This window comes from uncultured Microbulbifer sp. (assembly GCF_947498635.1).
GTDB classification, from domain to species: domain Bacteria; phylum Pseudomonadota; class Gammaproteobacteria; order Pseudomonadales; family Cellvibrionaceae; genus Microbulbifer; species Microbulbifer echini.
The window spans coordinates 98,363-115,809 of record NZ_CANMKV010000012.1 but is presented as its reverse complement, the minus strand read 5'-3'; the positions used below and the strand labels follow the sequence as shown (position 1 = coordinate 115,809).

The window sequence follows — 17,447 nt, the reverse complement described above, 5'->3', positions numbered from 1 at the left end:
ATACGCAGCATGACCTTCAATGGGTAAGGCTCTCGGCCACGCTTGCCGCGTGGATAACAAGGGGCTATTCGAGCTTCTAGTCGCCGCCAAGGAATGAGGGCATTCATCTGAGAAAGAAACTTTTCTCGACGAGTTTTACGGCGCTTCAGATTGTATTCTGCTTCGGCAAAGGTGACTTGGTGCATGATCTATCGTAGTCTTGACGGATAACTGAATACTAACAAATTGGCTCGGAATTATTCAGAGGTTCCTTAGAAAGGGCTATCTAAAATAGCCCTTTCTATTTGGCTGCAATTTACAGCTGTACGGTCATACCAATTTGGTAGATATCGTAATCATCATCGCTATCAGTATTAGAAACATAAGCTGCTTCAACAGCGAAGTTGCGGCTGAAGAAGTGGTTCATACCCAGCTTGTACTCTTCACCTTCATCGAAAGAAAATCCGACAGAGGTACGCTGAGTAAAGAAGTACTCTGTGCCCAATTTCCAATAATCATCCCCCCCATCAATGCTGGCATAGGTCAACTCTGCAGTCAGGTACTGATCGTCACCCAGATGCGTAAAGTACTTGGAGGACAGACTACGGGTATCAAATTCTTCGTCAATGGAAAAATTGAAACCGATATAATCAGTTCCATTCAGCTGGTGGTTATAACGGGCATTAGCAGACAACTCATTGTCGCTGTCGTTATCGACATGCTCTAGGCTAACAAGAAAGTTAGGAGTAAAGAGATAGCCAATTGATAAAGTATCAATATTTTCTTCGCCAAGATCGTCTAATTGAGCCCCCAAAACAAAGCCATTTGATGCAAAATATTCACCACCGACAGAGAAGATATCACTGTCCTCACTACCTTCATTGATATGCGAGAAGCCACCGTAAATATTGCTTACTTTGTTGATATATTCAAATTCTTTTAGCGGGCCGAGTGTTTCCTTGCCACCAAAAAAATACTGGCTATCAATAGTAAAGCCATCATCACCATCTTCAAAATTTGCGTAGTTAGCTTCAGTAAAGGAATTATACTCCTCGGCAGTTGCAGTAGCCGCGAGAAGCATCAGGGGAAGAGCTGCGAGCTTGAATCTCATTACAAAATCCTTCGTTAACTTTGGATCCAAATTGGGATGCGGATTGTAACAAAGGTTTTTTTGGACGCAACAACAGCTAATTACACAAAGTCAGTTTATAAAGTTTATGCGACGAAGAGAGTGAAAACACAGGACGGATAGAATAAAAAATGAAGAACGGCGTAATTCAGTGTAATTGAAAAATAAATTACCTATAAAACATTTTCTGATACTATTTCCCGCTTTTTCTTTTACTGAAAAAAATAATTCAGATATTCAGCTTAGATTCAGCTTTACTCGACTAAAATCAACATAAATACATTTATGCATTATTAATAACTTTTCGGAACTCATTAAACTCACCCAAAAGACGTATCCCTACAAAAGGCGCAACACTCCGAATAATTCTATCAATTTCATCGGTATGCCGACTGTGCATTGCATCTCTTTCGGCTTTGCTGTGCCAACAAGCAATAGCGAGCAGAGTATTTTGGTCACCAATTTTTTGTAGAAGTTCCGTACCTTGGGCCCCGGGCGCCCGCTGGATCAATTGGGACGCCTGCACCCAGGCTTCCGCATATTCCTCCGCTGTAAAGCCTGCTTTGATCTGCACTTCGAAAATATATTTCATGAGTCAGATACCTGGCATTTTATTGAAAACAAATCTGCAATAAAAAAGGCCGCGTTGTGCGACCTTTTTTCGGGTTTGAAAGCTTAAGACTGCTTTAGATTTCTCAAGTGGCCGTGGCGAATATCCGCGCCCTCGACCAGATATACCACTTGCTCGCAAATATTCTTCGCGTGATCGCCGATACGCTCCAGTGCACGCAGAGTCCACAGAACATTGATGACTCGGGAGATACTGCGTGGATCTTCCATCATATAAGTCACCAGCTCGCGAACAGCGGTGCGGTAGTCCATATCCACCTGTTCATCCTCAGCCAGAGTGTGCATGGCTGATTCCACATCGAAGCGGGTATAAGCGTCAAGGGCATCGTTGAGCATCTTGCGCACCGCATTAGCCAGATGACGAATTTCTGTGTAACCGCGCGGTGAGGTGCCCTCGTCCGTCAAGGCAATAGCCATTTTCGCGATCTTGCTGGCCTCATCGCCGATACGCTCCAGGTCGCGGGCGATACGTATTACCGACATCACCATACGCAGGTCTGAGGCGGCGGGCTGGCGCTTGGCGATAATCAGGGTCGCGTGCTCATCCAGAGCCATCTCCCTCCTATCGATCTCCTCTTCGATACGCAGGACTTCCTCGGCCAGTTGGCTGTCGGCATTCGACAGCGCGTCAACAGCGTCGGCTACTTGGCGGGCGACCATGCCGCCCATCTCCAACATCTCGGTCTTAATACCCTCCAGATCCTCATTGAACTGGCGGGAAATATGCTGATCGAAGTGCATTTCCATAGTTATCCCTCGGAGCAAAACTGGCTCAGCCGAAGCGGCCGGTGATATAGGCTTCGGTTAGTTCGTGCTCCGGATTGGTGAACACGGTTTCGGTATCATTGACCTCAACAAGATGGCCCAGGTGAAAGTAGGCCGTGCGCTGGCTGACTCGTGCCGCCTGTTGCATCGAGTGGGTCACGATGGCAATAGTGTAGTTCTCTCGCAGCTCATCAATCAGCTCTTCGATACGCGCAGTGGCAATCGGGTCCAGGGCGGAGCAGGGCTCATCCATCAGAATAACTTCCGGGCTCACCGCGATAGCACGGGCGATACACAGGCGCTGCTGCTGACCACCGGACAAGCCGGTACCCGGCTTATCCAGACGATCCTTGACCTCATTCCAGAGGCCGGCACGACGCAGGCTGTTTTCCACAATTTCGTCTAGGTCCGCGCGACGGCTGGCAATACCATGAATTTTGGGCCCATAGACCACATTCTCATAGATGGTTTTGGGGAAGGGGTTGGGCTTCTGAAACACCATCCCCACCCGCGCACGCAGGGGCACCACATCCACCTTAGCCCCGTAGATCGGCTCGCCGTCCAGGCTCAGTTCGCCTTCCACCCGGCAGCCCTCAATGGTGTCGTTCATACGATTGAGACAGCGCAGAAAAGTGGATTTACCACAACCGGACGGACCGATCATGGCTACCACTTCATTGCGGCCGATATCCAGGCTCACGTTGTGAATAGCTTGGCTTTCACCATAGAACACATTCACATCGCGCATGCGCAACTTGGCGGTGTCAGAGAAGGGCTGGCCCACAGTTTTCCTCACTTCGGCTTGGCTCACTGCAACCTTTTTACCGGTCAGCTCGGAACGCGCCGACTCGGTGCGTTCGGCGGCATCCAGGGTCATGGTACTCATAAATAATCCCGCTTTCTGATTGTCCGCGCTCTGTTACCAGCGGCGCTCAAGTTTCTTGCGCAGCATTACCGCGCTGGCATTCATTAAAATCAATACACTCAACAGCACCATAATCGCCGCCGAGGTGCGCTCCACAAAGGCGCGCTCCGGGCTGTCCGCCCATAGAAAAATCTGTACAGGCAGCACGGTGGCCGGATCGGTAACCCCACCGGGGACATCGACAATAAAGGCAACCATGCCAATCATTAGCAGTGGGGCTGTCTCACCCAGAGCCTGGGCCATACCAATAATTGCACCGGTGAGCATGCCGGGCATCGCCAGCGGCAGCACATGGTGAAACACCACCTGCATACGCGAAGCCCCCATGCCCATAGCCGCTTCGCGAATCGAGGGTGGCACCGCCTTCAGCGCCGCGCGGCTCGAAATAATAATGGTCGGCAGTGTCATCAGAGTGAGTACTAGCCCTCCGACCAACGGCGCCGAACGGGGCAACTCAAAGAAGTTAATAAAAATCGCCAGCCCCAACAGGCCGAAAACGATAGAAGGTACGGCTGCGAGGTTGTTGATATTGACCTCAATCAGATCCGTCCAACGATTCTTAGGCGCATACTCCTCCAGGTAAATAGCTGCGGCCACCCCAATTGGGAAGGACAGCGCCAGGGTCACCAGGAGTGTAAACAGGGAGCCCATCAGGGCCGCACGGATACCCGCCTGTTCCGGTTCGCGGGAATCCCCATTGGTAAAGAAAATGGTGTTAAAGCGTTTCTTCAGCTCACCAGTCTCCAGCAGTTGCTCAATCCAGCCAGCTTTCTGGTCAGAGGTGCGGCCGCGGAATCCCTCTTTCGAGTCCTTTAGGCTTTTGATAAAGGTATCCACATCGTCATCGGCGGCAAACCAGACGACCTCGCTCTTACCAAGCAATTCCGGGTTTTCGGCCAGGCGATCGCGCAGGGTAAAGGGCGCCCCGGAGGAAACCAGGGTGTAAAGTTCTCGCTTGTCGCTGCGACCAGTCACGGAGGGGAAGCGCTCACGCAGGGCCTGGCGGATCACACCGGAGAAGTTAGCCCAAGTAAGGCTCTCATCATCGACCTGATCAATACCCAGCACCTCTGTGTCGTAATGCACCTCCAACTGAATCGAAGCCTGCATAAAGGCACCACTGCCCTTACCGATAATATCGCTGAACAGAATGACAACCGCGAGCACACCGAAGGCGATACTGGCGATACCCAGCCCACGAAATAACTTTTCTGTGCGATGGCGGCTGGCGAGGTTCTTTTCAATACGCTCGCGAACCTGCGTCTGGGTGAGGTTAGTCATACTGCTCCCGGTATTTTTTCACTACGTGCAGGGCGATAAAGTTCAGCACCAGAGTGGAGATAAACAGCATCAAGCCAAGGGCAAAAGCGGCGAGGGTCTTGGGACTGTCAAATTCCTGATCGCCCACCAATAGCGTCACGATCTGAACCGTAACGGTGGTGACAGACTCCAGGGGATTGGCGGTCAGGTTGGCGGCGAGACCAGCGGCCATCACCACAATCATGGTTTCACCGATTGCGCGGGACACCGCCAGCAGCACGCCGCCGACAATACCTGGCAGGGCCGCGGGAATAACCACTTTGCGCACAGTTTCCGACTGGGTTGAACCGAGCCCCAGAGCGCCGTCGCGCAGGGATTGTGGTACCGCATTGATCACGTCGTCGGACAGGGAGGAGACGAACGGGATGATCATAATGCCCATCACCAACCCGGCGGCGAGGGCGCTTTCACTGGAGGCCTGCAGGCCGACAGAAGTGGCCAGTTCGCGAATAAACGGGGCCACAGTCAGCGCCGCAAAAAAGCCGTACACCACCGTGGGTACACCGGCGAGAATTTCGATAATCGGCTTGGCGACATTGCGCACCCGCTTGCTGGCATACTCTGCCAGGTAGATCGCGGCCATCAGGCCCACCGGCACCGCCACCAGCATGGCGATAGCAGAGACCATTAGGGTGCCGGTAAACAACGGCACCGCACCGAAGGCGCCGCTGGAGCCCACCTGATCAGCGCGCAGAGCCATCTGCGGGCTCCAGTGCAGACCGAAGAGAAACTCACTCACCGGTACCGACTGGAAGAAACGCAGGGACTCAAATAATACTGAAAATAAAATACCAACCGTGGTGAAAATTGCTGCGCAGGCACAGGTAATCAGAATAACCCGCAGGACTTTTTCCACTTTTTCGCGAGCGCGCAGTTCCGGGGAGAAACGCAGTAATGCGAATGCCCCCAAGCCCACTGCCAACACAAGAATCAAGAAGGCCTGCAGTGTATTTGCATTGCTGCGCAATTGATTGAGGTGCTCTGCCGCAGACTGCAATTGGGGGGAGGCTTCGCCGATCAGGTGGCCAGCGGACAGGTTTTGAATTTGAGCATAGAGCAGGTTCTGCCCGGCAATGGTATCGGGCTTATCCGCGATACTGTGCATCACCATAAAGCGGATAATCGCATCGTCAAAAATCAGCCAAGCCCCAAGCAGTAATAGCGCCGGTAGGCCACACCAAAGCGCAGCAAATAATCCGTGATAACTGGGCAGTGAAGCCAGATTGCGCAGGCCTCCGCGGCTGCGCGCAGCACTCAGTGCACGGCTAAAGCCGGTACCGTAGGCCACTAGTATCAACAGCAGCAGAAGGGCGAACAGTGTGGGGGTTTGCATTACTTTACCGTGCTAAAAATGTCGATGTCGGCATTATCCCGACTTTTCCTGGTGTTTCCACTTGGCTTTTATAAAGAACGGCCAAGCCCTCTCGGGCTTGGCCGTCAATTCCCTTTGACTGTACTACTCCAAGATAAAGCTACTTCGCTGCGAGATTGCTCAGGGCATTCATCTTGCGCACGTCGGTGGCAATTTTCTGGCGCTTCTCGGTAGGCAGCGGGATCATGCCCTTGTCGGCCAGGTAACCTTCATCACCCCAGGCACGCTCATTGGTAAATTCCGCCAGGAATTGCTTGATACCCGGTACTACGTCAGCGTGTGCCTTTTTCACGTAGATAAACAGCGGGCGGGATACCGGGTAGCTCTGATCGGCAATGGAGTCAAAAGTCGGGGCCTGATCTTCAATCAGAGAGCCTTGAACCTTGTCTGCATTCTGGTCGAGGAAGCTAAAACCGAAGATACCCAGAGCGTTCGGGTTGGCAACTAGCTTGTTCACAATCAGGTTGTCGTTCTCGCCGGCCTCGACATAAGCACCGTCTTCACGCACGTTATGACAAATTGCCTTGTAAGCGCTCTTGTCTTTTTTCTTCATGGCCTTGATCCAGCCAAACTTCTTACAGCCACCTTCCATCGCCAATTCAGCGAAGGCATCGCGGGTACCTGATGTTGGGGGCGGGCCGAGCACTTCGATTTTAGTATTGGGCAGTGCAGGGTTTACGTCTTTCCAGGTTTTGTAAGGGTTGGCCACCAGAGTTTCAGAACCGTTGGGGTTCGGCACCTCTTTGGCCAGGGCCAGGAAGATATCTTTGCGAGTCAATTTGAAAGGTGTCGCTTTCTTGGCATTGGCCAGCACAATGCCGTCGTAGCCAATCTGTACTTCCACAACATCGACGCCGTTGCCTTTACACATCTCCAGCTCAGACTGCTTGATGCGGCGGGATGCCCCGGTAACATCCGCGGTGCTTTCACCGACGCCCTGGCAGAACAACTTCATACCACCGCCAGTACCGGTGGACTCAACTACCGGGGTCTTGAACTGGGTAGCACGGCTGAAACGCTCCGCCACAGTGGTGGTAAATGGGTAAACCGTAGAGGAACCGACAACACTGATGTAGTCGCGCGCCGCCATAGCCACCTGTGAAGTGGCGAGGGTCAGTGCCGCCAGGGAAGTGGCCAGAATTTGCTTGTTCATGTGGAACTCCGATGAGTGTTTTTTATTTCACGCGGCGATGCTAGGAACAACGGATGACGATTCTATGAATAAAAGATGACAAAAAGGTTACAGGTGAAAATTTACTCCACTGGTGCGGGGGCGGGCAAAGCGGTAACCTGCTCACAAACAAGATAACAATAAGATGTAGAGAGAGAAGCCCCCATGCCATTTCTGTTGCGTGGTGCGCGTGTATTGGAGAGTCTATCCAGTCGCACCGGCCACCTGCTCGCCTGGTTCACCTGGGCCATGGTCCTACTGCAATCCTGCGTCGTGGTACTTCGTCACCTGTTCGACAGTGGTTCGATAGCACTGCAGGAATCCGTTATCTATCTGCACGGTGCGGCCTTTATGCTGGGGCTGGCCTACGCCTTGCAAACTGATGCCCATGTGCGCGTGGATGTCTTCTACCGGCGGATGCAACCCCTGGGCAGAGCCTGGGTTAACGCCTTGGGTGCTCTCATGTTTTTGCTGCCAGTGTGTGCTTTTATTCTGGCTGGCAGCTGGCAATTTGCCATGAATAGCTGGTCGGTATATGAGGGGAGCGCCAATGCGGGCGGCCTGCCAGGCGTATTCTTTCTTAAAAGCCTCATCCCCCTGGCCGCGGTCACCCTTGCCCTGGCTGGCGTCGCCCAGTTTATACGCGCACTCCTTGAGCTGATGGAAATACCGGCCCCGGCAACCAGGGCGTCGGCCAAGCCCCAGCTGCTGAAACAGGCAGAGGCGGTCGAGGCATGATTGAGCTGATACCACTGCTGATGTTTGCGGCCGTCTGCGCACTGCTGATGTTTGGTTACCCGGTGGCATTTACCCTCGCCGGCACTGCCCTGATTACCGCCGGTCTAGGGATTATTTTTGGCGCATTTGATGGGCAGTTCCTGCGCGCCTTTCCCGACCGGCTCTACGGCATTATGCAAAACGGCACCCTGGTGGCAGTTCCGCTGTTTGTGTTGATGGGGGTTATTTTGGAGCGGGCCAAGATAGCCGAAGACCTGCTCATCAATCTGACCAAAGTGTTTATGGGTGCACCGGCCGGTATGGCGATCTCTGTCGTTGTGGTGGGCGCACTGCTCGCTGCCAGTACCGGTATTGTCGGAGCCACGGTGGTGACCATGGGCCTGATGTCCCTGCCCACCATGCTGAAAAAAGGCTACTCACCCACACTGGCCACCGGGACCATTTGTGCCACTGGCACCCTGGGACAGATCATCCCTCCCTCGATCGCCCTGGTCTTGCTGGGAGATACCCTTTCCAACGCCTATCAGCAGGCCCAGTTGTCCGCGGGGATATTCAATCCCAAGCCCGTCAGCGTCGGCGACCTGTTTATCGGGGCCATTATTCCAGGCGTATTGCTGGTGGCAGCCTACATTATTTATCTCTTATTCGTGGCGCGCCGCGGAGCGGCTCTAGCCCCACCCGCAGAACGCGAGCCACTTGAAGTCTGGCCTCTGCTACGCAGCTTGTTTCCACCGATTACCTTGATGCTGGTGGTGCTGGGTTCCATCATTACCGGTGCGGCCACACCCACAGAGGCCGCCGCCGTAGGTGCCCTGGGTGCTGCGCTCTTGGCCTACAGCCGCAGGGCCCTGAGCTGGGATCGCGCGGGAGAGATTGGCCGGAGCACCCTGCAGGTCAGTGCCATGGTATTTGCAATCCTGATCGGCGCCTCGCTGTTTTCCCTGGTGTTTCGCGGTTATGGCGGTGAGGAACTGGTTACCAGTATTTTCCACAGCCTCCCCGGCGGTGTTATCGGGGCAACACTGCTGGTGATGCTGGTGATATTCCTGCTCGGCTTTATCCTCGATTTTATCGAAATTACCTTTGTCGTGGTGCCTATTGTGGGCCCAGTGCTTCTGGCTATGGGCGTCGACCCCGTGTGGTTGGGTATCATGATCGCCATTAACCTGCAGACCTCCTTTCTCACACCACCGTTCGGTTTTGCCCTTTTTTATCTGCGCGGTGTCGCCCCCAGCTCAGTGGCCACCTCGGCGATCTATCGCGGTGTCACGCCATTTATCGCGATTCAGTTGCTGTTATTGTGCCTATTGGCACTCTGGCCAGCGCTGGTCACATGGTTACCGGGGACATTACGTAGTTAAAGCTTTGTCCGACTAGTCCGGTAAGCGTGGCTTTTTGCCGCGCGAGCCTGGTTATTTACTGCGCAACTTGTGCTAGAATGCGCCACCTTTCCCAGGTGGAAATCAATAACTCTAACAATTTGTGAGCAGCCGATGTCCGCACTCCCAGCACTCGATGAGAATCCACAACCCTCAGGAACCCTGACCCTGCAAACTCTGGCCATGCCACGGGATACCAATCCTCAGGGAGACGTATTCGCCGGTTGGCTGATGTCGCAGATGGACCTGGCTGGTGCAATCCTGGCCCAGAGTATCGCACGCGGCAGAGTAACCACGGTCGCAGTTGGCAGTATGGTGTTTTTACGCCCGGTACCTGTTGGCTCCACGGTCAGCTGCTATGCCGAGGCTATTGAAGTGGGTCGCTCTTCCATTAGAACAATGGTTGAGGTGTGGCTGACACGGGTGGATTCCGGTGAGCAGGTGAAGGTCACCGAAGGTGAGTTTGTCTTTGTCGCAATAGACGATAGCGGACATACCAGACCGCTGCCTTAGGCTATTTATAAAACTTGTTCAGGGAAACTGGCTTTAAAGCAGTTTCCCTTCAGACCCTTCTTTACTCTTCCTTATTCCTTTCATCCAGCTCCCGCGCCTGGTAATAAGCCTCTTCACTGATCTGGTGATAGGGCCGCACATCCCGTTCAAAGTCCTTAAAGGCCTTATAGATGCGCGCGAATTCAGGATCCTGGTTTGCGGTTTCCTGCATGATCTGCGTGTTGATTTGCTTCAGATGAGAAAGCACATCATCCGGCAGACGCCTTAGTTTTACACCCTGTTCCTGCACCAATTCACGCAGGGCGCGGTTATTGCGCGCGGTATACTCATCCAGCATATCCTGGTTTGCTTCGCGGGCTGCCACACGCACAATTACCTGCAAGTCTTCAGGCAATTGATCAAAGGCTTTTTTATTGACAATAAATTCCATCATCGAGCCTGGCTCATGCCAGCCGGGATAATAGTAGTACTCGGCAACCTGATGGAAGCCGAAGGCAAGGTCATTGTATGGGCCAACCCACTCGGTCGCATCAATGACACCGGTCTGCAGGGCGGTGTAGAGTTCTCCACCGGGAATAGTAACCGCGGTGCCGCCAGCCCGGTTTAATACTTCACCACCGAGCCCCGGGATACGCATTTTTAAGCCCTGTAGATCTTCAACCGAGTTAATCGGTTTATTAAACCAGCCAGCCATCTGTACCCCGGTAGAGCCTCCGGCCAGGGGTATTAAATTAAAAGGCTCATAAATTTCCTGCCAGAGTTCCAGTCCCCCACCGTGGTGGAGCCAGCCGTTCATTTCCTGGGCATTTAGACCAAAAGGCACCGCGGTAAAAAATTGGGCGGCCGGAATCTTGCCTTTCCAATAGTAGGCGGCGCCATGCCCCATCTGCGCAGCGCCTTCAGACACCGCTCCGAAAATACCCAAAGCAGGCACCAGTTCACCGGCACCATAAACTTTAATTTTGAGACGACCGGACGACATCAACTCAACATTTTTTGCAAAGCGCTCCGGTGCCTGGCCGAGGCCGGGAAAATTTTTTGGCCAGGTAGTAACCAGTTTCCACTCAAATAGTTCTCTAGCGCCGCTATCAGAAAAGTGTTGCGCGGGCCCAAGAGATGCACGGGAGGTTACCAACGCGGCGAAGGTCACTACAAGCAGCGCGAGAAGCCCCAAAATAATGGCGGGATACCAGTTAATTTTTTTCATCGCTATTAATTATCTTTTATTGTTTTAGCGCACTGAATGTCAGCTAACTATTTTTATAGTTACCGAGACTCCGGCAAAACCGGAGTCTCGGTAACTTCACTTGTTTAAAATATATTTCGTGTATTGGAGAAGGCAAAATCTACAGCGGTTGTAACTTCGCCATAGTCACCACCAACCATTTACTTCCGGCATCGTCGAAGTTCACTTGTACCCGGGCGCGCGGACCATTGCCCTCAAACTGCACCACGGTGCCCTCGCCGAATTTGGCATGCTCCACACGGCCACCTAAAGACAGTGGCGGCAGGTCATCAAAATCCGGAGCTGGATCAGAAAACTTGCCCACTTTGCCATAATCGGCCTGGTACAGCGGTCGGGAAATCTCCGTCTTGAGGCGCACTTCATGCACCAGATTCACCGGAATCTCAGCAATAAAACGAGACGGGCTGTTATAGGTTTCACTGCCAAACAGGCGGCGGTTTTCCGCGTAGGTAATATATAGCTTGCGCATAGCACGGGTGATGCCCACGTAGCAGAGGCGCCGCTCTTCCTCCATGCGGCCCGGCTCCTGCGCCGACATCTTGTGCGGGAACAGGTTTTCCTCCACACCAGCCATAAACACCAGAGGGAACTCGAGGCCCTTCGCCGAGTGTAGGGTCATGAGTTGAACGGCATCTTCAAACTCATCCGCCTGGCCTTCGCCGGCATCGAGCGCAGCGCTGTCGAGGAACTGATTGAGTAGAGGAATTTCCTCTTCACCTTCCTCGCCCTCCGGCATACCCACGCCAGTAAAAGCTCGACAGGCACTGACCAGTTCCTTGAGGTTTTCCACTCGGGTCTGCCCCTTCTCACCTTTCTCCTTGCCGTGGAATTCCAACAGGCCACTGGTCTCAATCACGTCCTCGGCGATGGCATCCAGCTCTTTGTCTTCGGCATTTGCGGCCAACTGATTCACAAGATCTAGAAAGGCCTGCAGGGCATTGCCAGCGCGGGCAGCGAGTACCCGTTGCTGTAACATCAACTTGGCCGCCTGCCACAGGGAGCATCCCTGCTCACGGGCGTAGGCGCGCACCATTTCTACCGTGCGCGCTCCGATGCCGCGAGTAGGTGTGTTGACCACCCGCTCAAACGCCGTATCGTCATCGCGGTTGGTAATCAAGCGTAAGTAAGACAAGGCATTCTTGATTTCCAGGCGGTCGTAGAAACGTTGACCACCATAGATACGGTAGGGCACCTGCTCGCGCAAAAGCCCCTCTTCAAGCACCCGGGATTGGGCATTGGAGCGATAGAGGATAGCAATGCTGTCACGGCGATTGCCATCGCGCACCCAGTCATTGATTCGCTCGACGATAAAGCGCGATTCATCCTGTTCGTTATACGCCGCATAGACGGCGATGGGCTCACCCTCTTCCCCCTTAGTCCACAATTCCTTACCCAGGCGGCCGCTGTTATTGGCAATCACCGCATTGGCAGCCTTCAATATGGTGGAAGTAGAGCGATAATTTTGCTCCAGGCGAACCGTCTGCACTTGGCGCAGGTCCGCGGAAAAGTGTTGGATATTCTCAATCTTGGCGCCGCGCCAGCCGTAAATGGACTGGTCGTCGTCACCCACTGCGGTGATATGGCACTGCTCACCGGCGAGCAGACGCAACCAGGCGTATTGGATGGTGTTGGTATCCTGGAATTCATCCACCAGGATAAAGGGGAATCGCCGGCGATAGTGGGCGAGAATACTGTCGTTATTCAGCCAGAGCTCGTGGGCGCGCAACAGCAACTCGCCAAAATCCACCAGCCCGCCACGCTGGCAGGCCTCTTCATAGGCGAAGTAAATACGTACCATGGTCTGTAGCCAGGGGTCGGCGCCGGCATTGATATATTGGGGGCGCAGTCCTTCGTCTTTCTGCGCTCCGATCCACCACTGGGTTTCCCGCGGCGACCATTTTTTGTCATCCAGTCCCAGATCTGCCTGAACGCGCTTGATCAAACGCAGCTGATCGTCGGAATCCAGAATCTGGAAGTTCTGCGGCAACTTGGCTTCTTGCCAGTGGGCCTTGAGCAGGCGATGGGCGAGGCCGTGGAAGGTGCCCACCCACATGCCGAAGGTGTTCACCCCCAGCAACTCCTCGATACGCGCGCGCATCTCGCGGGCCGCTTTGTTGGTAAAGGTCACTGCCATAATGGAGTAGGGCGAGGCGCCCTCCACCTGCATCAGCCAGGCGATGCGATGCACCAGTACACGGGTCTTGCCCGAGCCGGCACCGGCCAGAACCAATTGATTGCCGGGCGCGGCGGCTACCGCTTCGCGCTGGGCGTCGTTGAGGGGGTCTAGAATCTGAGATACGTCCATGGGCGAAGATTGTACCAGAGCTGCAGTGTAGGACCTGTGTAAATAAACAGGATTTTGCCCAATCTGACAACGCCAAGCCGCTCGCCAGCAGAGTGTGCAGCGGCTAAACTGCGCCATCTGGCATAGAGAAGGAAGTCCTGTGAAACCGGCGGAAGTCACGCAAAGAATCAGCGAACAACTGTCATCCATGCGCAAATCTGAGCGCAAGGTGGCGGAATATATTCTCGCCAATCCCGACGAAATCATTCATATGAGAATTGTCGACCTGGCCACTGAAGCCCAGGTGAGTGAACCCACAGTGGTGCGTTTCTGCCGGGCCGTTGGCTGCTCGGGCTTCCAGGAGTTCAAGTTGAATCTGGCGCAGCAGCTGGCCTCGAGCCCTAGTTTTGGCCAGATCGCGGTGACCGAAACCGACACCATCGCCGAGTACAAGCGCAAGGTATTCGACTCCACCGTCGATACACTGCTCAAGGTGCGCGACCGTATCGACGACCGCGCCCTGGAAGCTGTGGTGACCGCTATGGCGGCCTCCAAACGCGTGGAATTTTTCGGCTTCGGAGCCTCCGGCGCCGTTGCCGCCGATGCCCAACACAAATTCTTCCGCCTGCAACTGGCCACGGCGGCCCACTCCGACCATCACATCCAGAATATGTCGGCCATGTCCATGGAGCCCGGCGATGTGGTGGTGGCGATCTCCCAGAGCGGGCGCACCAAGGCATTGTTGCGCTCCATGGGTATGGCGAAAGAGCAGGGCGCCCTGGTGGTCGGCCTCGCCCCCAGCGGTTCGCCGGTGGCGCAGCAGGCCAGTATCCCATTGGAAGTCGATGTGGAGGAGGATATCGAGATATACACGCCGCTGTCCTCCCGCATCGCCCACCTGGTAGTGATCGATGTACTCGCTATCGGCGTGGCTCAACGCAAGGGGCCGGAACTCCAGGAACACCTGCTAAAACTGAAACAGGGCCTGTATACATTGCGGGAAGACAAGCATTAAAAAAGCTTCTGGGATTGCGGTACTGGATAATGTGCCGCAGCACCTCTACCATGGCCAGTACCCGGCAGCACACAGCCACAGCCGCTAAATTCCTCTAGGCCGCACCAGAGCTACTCCATGACAACCACGGCTTTATCCGCTGAGCAGAAAGCACCGCGCTGGCTGGTGGTTTGGCTTGCCGCCCTTGTCTCTCTGACGCCTTTCTCCATCGACAGCTACCTACCGGCAATTCCCGCTATGGCCGTAGCACTGGATACTGAGGTGGAGCGGGTGCAGTATTCGGTGTCCAGTTTTTTATTGGGCTTTGCCCTGGGCCAACTTTTCGGGGGGCCGCTCTCCGATCGCTGGGGAAGGCGCTTGGTGGGCACAATTGGACTGTGTATTTATATTGTCAGCTCACTACTAATACTCTTTAGCGACCATGTGGATCACCTGATTATTCTGCGCTTCCTGCAGGCGGTAGGTGGTGGCTTTGCCACGGTGATTTGCGCAGCCATCGTGCGCGACCTGCACAGCGGCCGTGAGGCCGCCAAAATTATTTCCATGATCAGCACTATTATGTTGATCGCTCCACTGATTGCGCCGGTAATCGGCTCGCTGCTGCTGGCAGTGGGAGGCTGGCAGAGTATTTTTGTTTTCCTGCTGTTGTATGCCGTCGCCATGCTGGTACTGGTGCGCGTACTGTTACCGGAAACCGTCTCGCGCTTCACTCGCGCACGGCGCCAGTTGATGCCTCTCGCTACTCTCGTTTCCACTTACGGCCAGGTTTTGCGCAACCGCCGCGCCCTCGGGTTCCTCGGCGCCCAGGCCTGTGTCAGTGGCTCGATGTTTATCTATATCACCACGGCGCCCTTCGTATTTATGGACTACTTCAACGTCAGTGCCAACCGTTTTCCCTTGTTTTTTGGCACCTGTATTTTGGGTTTGATCTGCATGGTGCAGGTCAATATCCGCCTGCTTAATCTATTTCAACCGCGCAACATTTTGCTTGCGGGCGTTATCCTGCAAATGCTCGGATGTGGACTGCTGTTACTGGGTACTATGACGGGCATCAGGGAGCTAACCCTGTGGATGGTGCCACTGGTGTTGGTAATGAGCTGTATCGGTATTACTGGGCCCAATGCCGCGGCCTGCTACTTGGAGTTTTTCCCCAAAATCAGTGGCAGCGCCAACGCCCTCTACGGCGCCACTATTTTTATTACTGGAGGAGTACTCGGCGGACTGGTGAGCAGCCTGCATACGGGCACTCTGATTCCCATCGCCGGCTCCATGTTCGCCTGTGCAATAGCGGCTCTGTTTTCAACACTGGTGATCGCTCAGGCGCGCAAACCGATAGAATCAGATATACCGGTCACCCGGCGTTTCACCCCTCGCTAATGCGTAGGTGCGGGGTCAAGCATCACCGCCATTTTCATTGCGCAGAGCCTGCTGCACCGCGGGCCGCGCCTCCATACGCTCCTGGAACGCCTGTAATTTGGGCCAACGCGACATATCGAAATGCTTGGCCTGCAACCAACGAATAATGGTGTAGAGATAAGCATCTGCCACCGACAGAGAGTCCCCCAACAGGTAATCTCGCTGCAGGCGCTGATCAATGTAATCCATCCGCCGCAATATTTTCTCCCGGGCCTTATTCTTTTCCTCCTTCGAGCCATTCCAGAACAGTGGCAAAAACAACTTATGGACTTCGCTGCTGAGGAAATTCAGCCACTCCAATAACCGATAGTGGTCCAGTGTTCCCAGCGGCGGTGCCAGATTCGCATTGGGTTTTTGTTCGGCGAGAAACTGGACAATCGCGACGCCTTCCGTGAGCAGCTCACCACCTTCCAGTTGTAGGGTCGGCACATACCCCTTCGGATTAATCCGGCTGAAGTCATCACCGTTTTCTAGGGTATGGGTCTTGAGGTCTACCCTGGATAGTTCCAGATCAATACCCGCCTCGAGGGCGACGATATGAGGGGATAGGGAACAGGCACCGGGTGAGTAGAAGAGTTTCATAGTGATCCTCCTGTTATCGGTTGCGCGGCACCAGCCAGTATAGGTGTGCTTTTACCGGGCTATTGGCCTAAGTCCTCGGTCAAGTTGCCCCCTGAAGCTAATAGAAATATACGGTATTGACTGGTGTGTTGAGTGCCGATAAACCCATCGTGGTCCGCCACACCCCAGTTCGCTACTATTTTTTGCGAATCCAATGATCCAGACTAAAGCGTCCAGCGCCGGCACAGGCGAGGATCAGATAACCCCCGGCAATGGTGATATTTTTCATAAAGCTGGTCATCTCTCCCGGATCCTCGGGGGAATAGTGCACTATCCAGGCGCTGGCCAGGCAGAAGAGAAAAAGTATGATCGCGGAGAAGCGGGTAAAGAAGCCCAGTAGTATCGCCAGGCCCCCAAGTAACTCGACAATAATGACCAAAGGTAGCAGCAGCGCTGGAATCCCCATGGAGACCATAAAGGCCTCGGTCATTTTGTAACCGCCAATTTTGTTCCATCCGGCAAAAATAAACAGCAGGGACATCAATACCCGCCCAACCAATTTAGACGTGTCACATAAAACAGGGTGCGTTGTCACAGTCTTCCCCCTTCCTGTTGAATATCGGAGATCATCAGCTGCATCCAGTGTAGTTGGGAACTTGTGTAGAAACTGCAGGAAAACCGGTATCAGGAGGCGCCAAAGTGGTGAAATGGTGGGGCTTATGGAGAACAAAGCAGGCAGAAAATTAACAAATGACAGTTTGGGCAGACACCGCCGGGCGGTTGTGGATTTAAATAACAAATGCGGTTGTACCGCACACAGGAGCCGTTACAATTGCGCGCCCCCAACTAGGGGACTAGCGGTTATTTCCAGAAAATACTCCCGAGAACAGCCCCCTGTCAGGGAGATTCGGGCGGCCCCTGCGCGACTACAATAACGGCACGCTCACCAACCGATCAATTCGCCCACTAAAGAGCAGCAAGCCGCTCCTTTTGAGGGCGGGGAA

At 54.0% G+C, this 17,447-nt stretch carries 16 protein-coding genes and 1 pseudogene; 5 read left to right on the top strand and 12 right to left on the bottom strand.

Features of this window, described 5'->3' with window-relative positions; translation table 11 throughout:
• From Q1A69_RS08570 to Q1A69_RS08535, 8 genes and pseudogenes are all read right to left on the bottom strand, one after another.
• A pseudogene (locus tag Q1A69_RS08570) lies at positions 1-185 on the bottom strand (IS5/IS1182 family transposase); the annotation flags it as partial.
• A gap of 110 nt (positions 186-295) precedes the next feature.
• A complete protein-coding gene (locus Q1A69_RS08565; protein ID WP_299584049.1) occupies positions 296-1,090 on the bottom strand; it encodes a putative porin in 795 nt (264 codons plus the stop codon).
• Positions 1,091-1,391: 301 nt separating this feature from the next.
• On the bottom strand, positions 1,392-1,700 hold the full coding sequence (locus tag Q1A69_RS08560) for an antibiotic biosynthesis monooxygenase (protein WP_299584047.1): 309 nt from the start codon (positions 1,698-1,700) through the stop codon (positions 1,392-1,394).
• An 83-nt stretch (positions 1,701-1,783) separates the two neighbouring features.
• Complete coding sequence (phoU, locus tag Q1A69_RS08555) at positions 1,784-2,485, bottom strand: phosphate signaling complex protein PhoU (RefSeq protein WP_299584044.1); 702 nt, start codon at positions 2,483-2,485, stop codon at positions 1,784-1,786.
• 25 nt (positions 2,486-2,510) lie between these two features.
• Positions 2,511-3,389 carry a phosphate ABC transporter ATP-binding protein PstB gene (gene pstB, locus Q1A69_RS08550; RefSeq protein WP_299584041.1) on the bottom strand — a complete coding sequence of 293 codons (879 nt, stop codon included), beginning with the start codon at positions 3,387-3,389 and terminating at the stop codon, positions 2,511-2,513.
• Between the two features lie 33 nt (positions 3,390-3,422).
• Positions 3,423-4,709 carry a phosphate ABC transporter permease PstA gene (pstA, locus tag Q1A69_RS08545; protein ID WP_299584038.1) on the bottom strand — a complete coding sequence of 429 codons (1,287 nt, stop codon included), beginning with the start codon at positions 4,707-4,709 and terminating at the stop codon, positions 3,423-3,425.
• Positions 4,702-6,081, bottom strand: coding sequence for a phosphate ABC transporter permease subunit PstC (pstC, locus tag Q1A69_RS08540; RefSeq protein WP_299584035.1), 1,380 nt, complete (start codon positions 6,079-6,081; stop codon positions 4,702-4,704). The genes pstA and pstC overlap by 8 nt, the downstream gene beginning before the upstream one ends.
• A gap of 139 nt (positions 6,082-6,220) precedes the next feature.
• On the bottom strand, positions 6,221-7,273 hold the full coding sequence (locus Q1A69_RS08535; RefSeq protein WP_299584032.1) for a PstS family phosphate ABC transporter substrate-binding protein: 1,053 nt from the start codon (positions 7,271-7,273) through the stop codon (positions 6,221-6,223).
• A 183-nt stretch (positions 7,274-7,456) separates the two neighbouring features.
• Here Q1A69_RS08535 and Q1A69_RS08530 point away from each other — a divergent pair, with 183 nt between their 5' ends.
• The 3 genes from Q1A69_RS08530 (at position 7,457) to Q1A69_RS08520 (ending at position 9,921) form a co-directional block, all read left to right on the top strand.
• Positions 7,457-8,029 carry a TRAP transporter small permease subunit gene (locus Q1A69_RS08530; RefSeq protein ID WP_299584029.1) on the top strand — a complete coding sequence of 191 codons (573 nt, stop codon included), beginning with the start codon at positions 7,457-7,459 and terminating at the stop codon, positions 8,027-8,029.
• Entirely contained in the window at positions 8,026-9,390 is a 1,365-nt protein-coding gene (locus Q1A69_RS08525; RefSeq protein ID WP_299584026.1) for a TRAP transporter large permease subunit, read from the top strand. Before Q1A69_RS08530 ends, Q1A69_RS08525 begins: the two co-directional genes overlap by 4 nt.
• A 132-nt stretch (positions 9,391-9,522) precedes the next feature.
• A complete protein-coding gene (locus Q1A69_RS08520) occupies positions 9,523-9,921 on the top strand; it encodes an acyl-CoA thioesterase (RefSeq protein WP_299584023.1) in 399 nt (132 codons plus the stop codon).
• Positions 9,922-9,982: 61 nt separating this feature from the next.
• On the opposite strand, the gene Q1A69_RS08515 is transcribed toward Q1A69_RS08520, so the two are convergent.
• Together Q1A69_RS08515 and uvrD are read right to left on the bottom strand one after the other, a co-directional pair.
• Positions 9,983-11,128, bottom strand: a complete 1,146-nt coding sequence (locus Q1A69_RS08515) for a TRAP transporter substrate-binding protein (RefSeq protein ID WP_299584020.1) — start codon at positions 11,126-11,128, stop codon at positions 9,983-9,985.
• A gap of 139 nt (positions 11,129-11,267) precedes the next feature.
• A complete protein-coding gene (uvrD, locus tag Q1A69_RS08510; protein ID WP_299584018.1) occupies positions 11,268-13,472 on the bottom strand; it encodes a DNA helicase II in 2,205 nt (734 codons plus the stop codon).
• A gap of 139 nt (positions 13,473-13,611) precedes the next feature.
• Between uvrD and hexR the strand changes: the two genes are divergently transcribed.
• Both hexR and Q1A69_RS08500 read left to right on the top strand, forming a co-directional pair.
• Positions 13,612-14,466 carry a transcriptional regulator HexR gene (gene hexR, locus Q1A69_RS08505; protein WP_299584015.1) on the top strand — a complete coding sequence of 285 codons (855 nt, stop codon included), beginning with the start codon at positions 13,612-13,614 and terminating at the stop codon, positions 14,464-14,466.
• A 117-nt stretch (positions 14,467-14,583) separates the two neighbouring features.
• A complete protein-coding gene (locus tag Q1A69_RS08500; protein WP_299584012.1) occupies positions 14,584-15,843 on the top strand; it encodes a multidrug effflux MFS transporter in 1,260 nt (419 codons plus the stop codon).
• 15 nt (positions 15,844-15,858) lie between these two features.
• Here the strand turns inward: Q1A69_RS08500 and gstA are convergent, their stop codons facing one another.
• Both gstA and Q1A69_RS08490 read right to left on the bottom strand, forming a co-directional pair.
• A complete protein-coding gene (gstA, locus tag Q1A69_RS08495; RefSeq protein WP_299584009.1) occupies positions 15,859-16,464 on the bottom strand; it encodes a glutathione transferase GstA in 606 nt (201 codons plus the stop codon).
• Between the two features lie 175 nt (positions 16,465-16,639).
• Positions 16,640-17,038: a DoxX family protein gene (locus Q1A69_RS08490; RefSeq protein ID WP_299584006.1), complete on the bottom strand. Its 399-nt coding sequence runs from the start codon at positions 17,036-17,038 to the stop codon at positions 16,640-16,642.
• Positions 17,039-17,447: the final 409 nt, after the last annotated feature.

Excerpts from the sequence above, each read along its gene's own strand:
- Q1A69_RS08565 (WP_299584049.1), bottom strand. The coding sequence starts at position 1,090 with ATGAGATTCAAGCTCGCAGCTCTTCCCCTGATGCTTCTCGCGGCTACT.
- Q1A69_RS08560 (WP_299584047.1), bottom strand. The coding sequence starts at position 1,700 with ATGAAATATATTTTCGAAGTGCAGATCAAAGCAGGCTTTACAGCGGAG.
- phoU (WP_299584044.1), bottom strand. The coding sequence starts at position 2,485 with ATGGAAATGCACTTCGATCAGCATATTTCCCGCCAGTTCAATGAGGAT.
- pstB (WP_299584041.1), bottom strand. The coding sequence starts at position 3,389 with ATGAGTACCATGACCCTGGATGCCGCCGAACGCACCGAGTCGGCGCGT.
- pstA (WP_299584038.1), bottom strand. The coding sequence starts at position 4,709 with ATGACTAACCTCACCCAGACGCAGGTTCGCGAGCGTATTGAAAAGAAC.
- pstC (WP_299584035.1), bottom strand. The coding sequence starts at position 6,081 with ATGCAAACCCCCACACTGTTCGCCCTTCTGCTGCTGTTGATACTAGTG.
- Q1A69_RS08535 (WP_299584032.1), bottom strand. The coding sequence starts at position 7,273 with ATGAACAAGCAAATTCTGGCCACTTCCCTGGCGGCACTGACCCTCGCC.
- Q1A69_RS08530 (WP_299584029.1), top strand. The coding sequence starts at position 7,457 with ATGCCATTTCTGTTGCGTGGTGCGCGTGTATTGGAGAGTCTATCCAGT.
- Q1A69_RS08525 (WP_299584026.1), top strand. The coding sequence starts at position 8,026 with ATGATTGAGCTGATACCACTGCTGATGTTTGCGGCCGTCTGCGCACTG.
- Q1A69_RS08520 (WP_299584023.1), top strand. The coding sequence starts at position 9,523 with ATGTCCGCACTCCCAGCACTCGATGAGAATCCACAACCCTCAGGAACC.
- Q1A69_RS08515 (WP_299584020.1), bottom strand. The coding sequence starts at position 11,128 with ATGAAAAAAATTAACTGGTATCCCGCCATTATTTTGGGGCTTCTCGCG.
- uvrD (WP_299584018.1), bottom strand. The coding sequence starts at position 13,472 with ATGGACGTATCTCAGATTCTAGACCCCCTCAACGACGCCCAGCGCGAA.
- Q1A69_RS08500 (WP_299584012.1), top strand. The coding sequence starts at position 14,584 with ATGACAACCACGGCTTTATCCGCTGAGCAGAAAGCACCGCGCTGGCTG.
- gstA (WP_299584009.1), bottom strand. The coding sequence starts at position 16,464 with ATGAAACTCTTCTACTCACCCGGTGCCTGTTCCCTATCCCCTCATATC.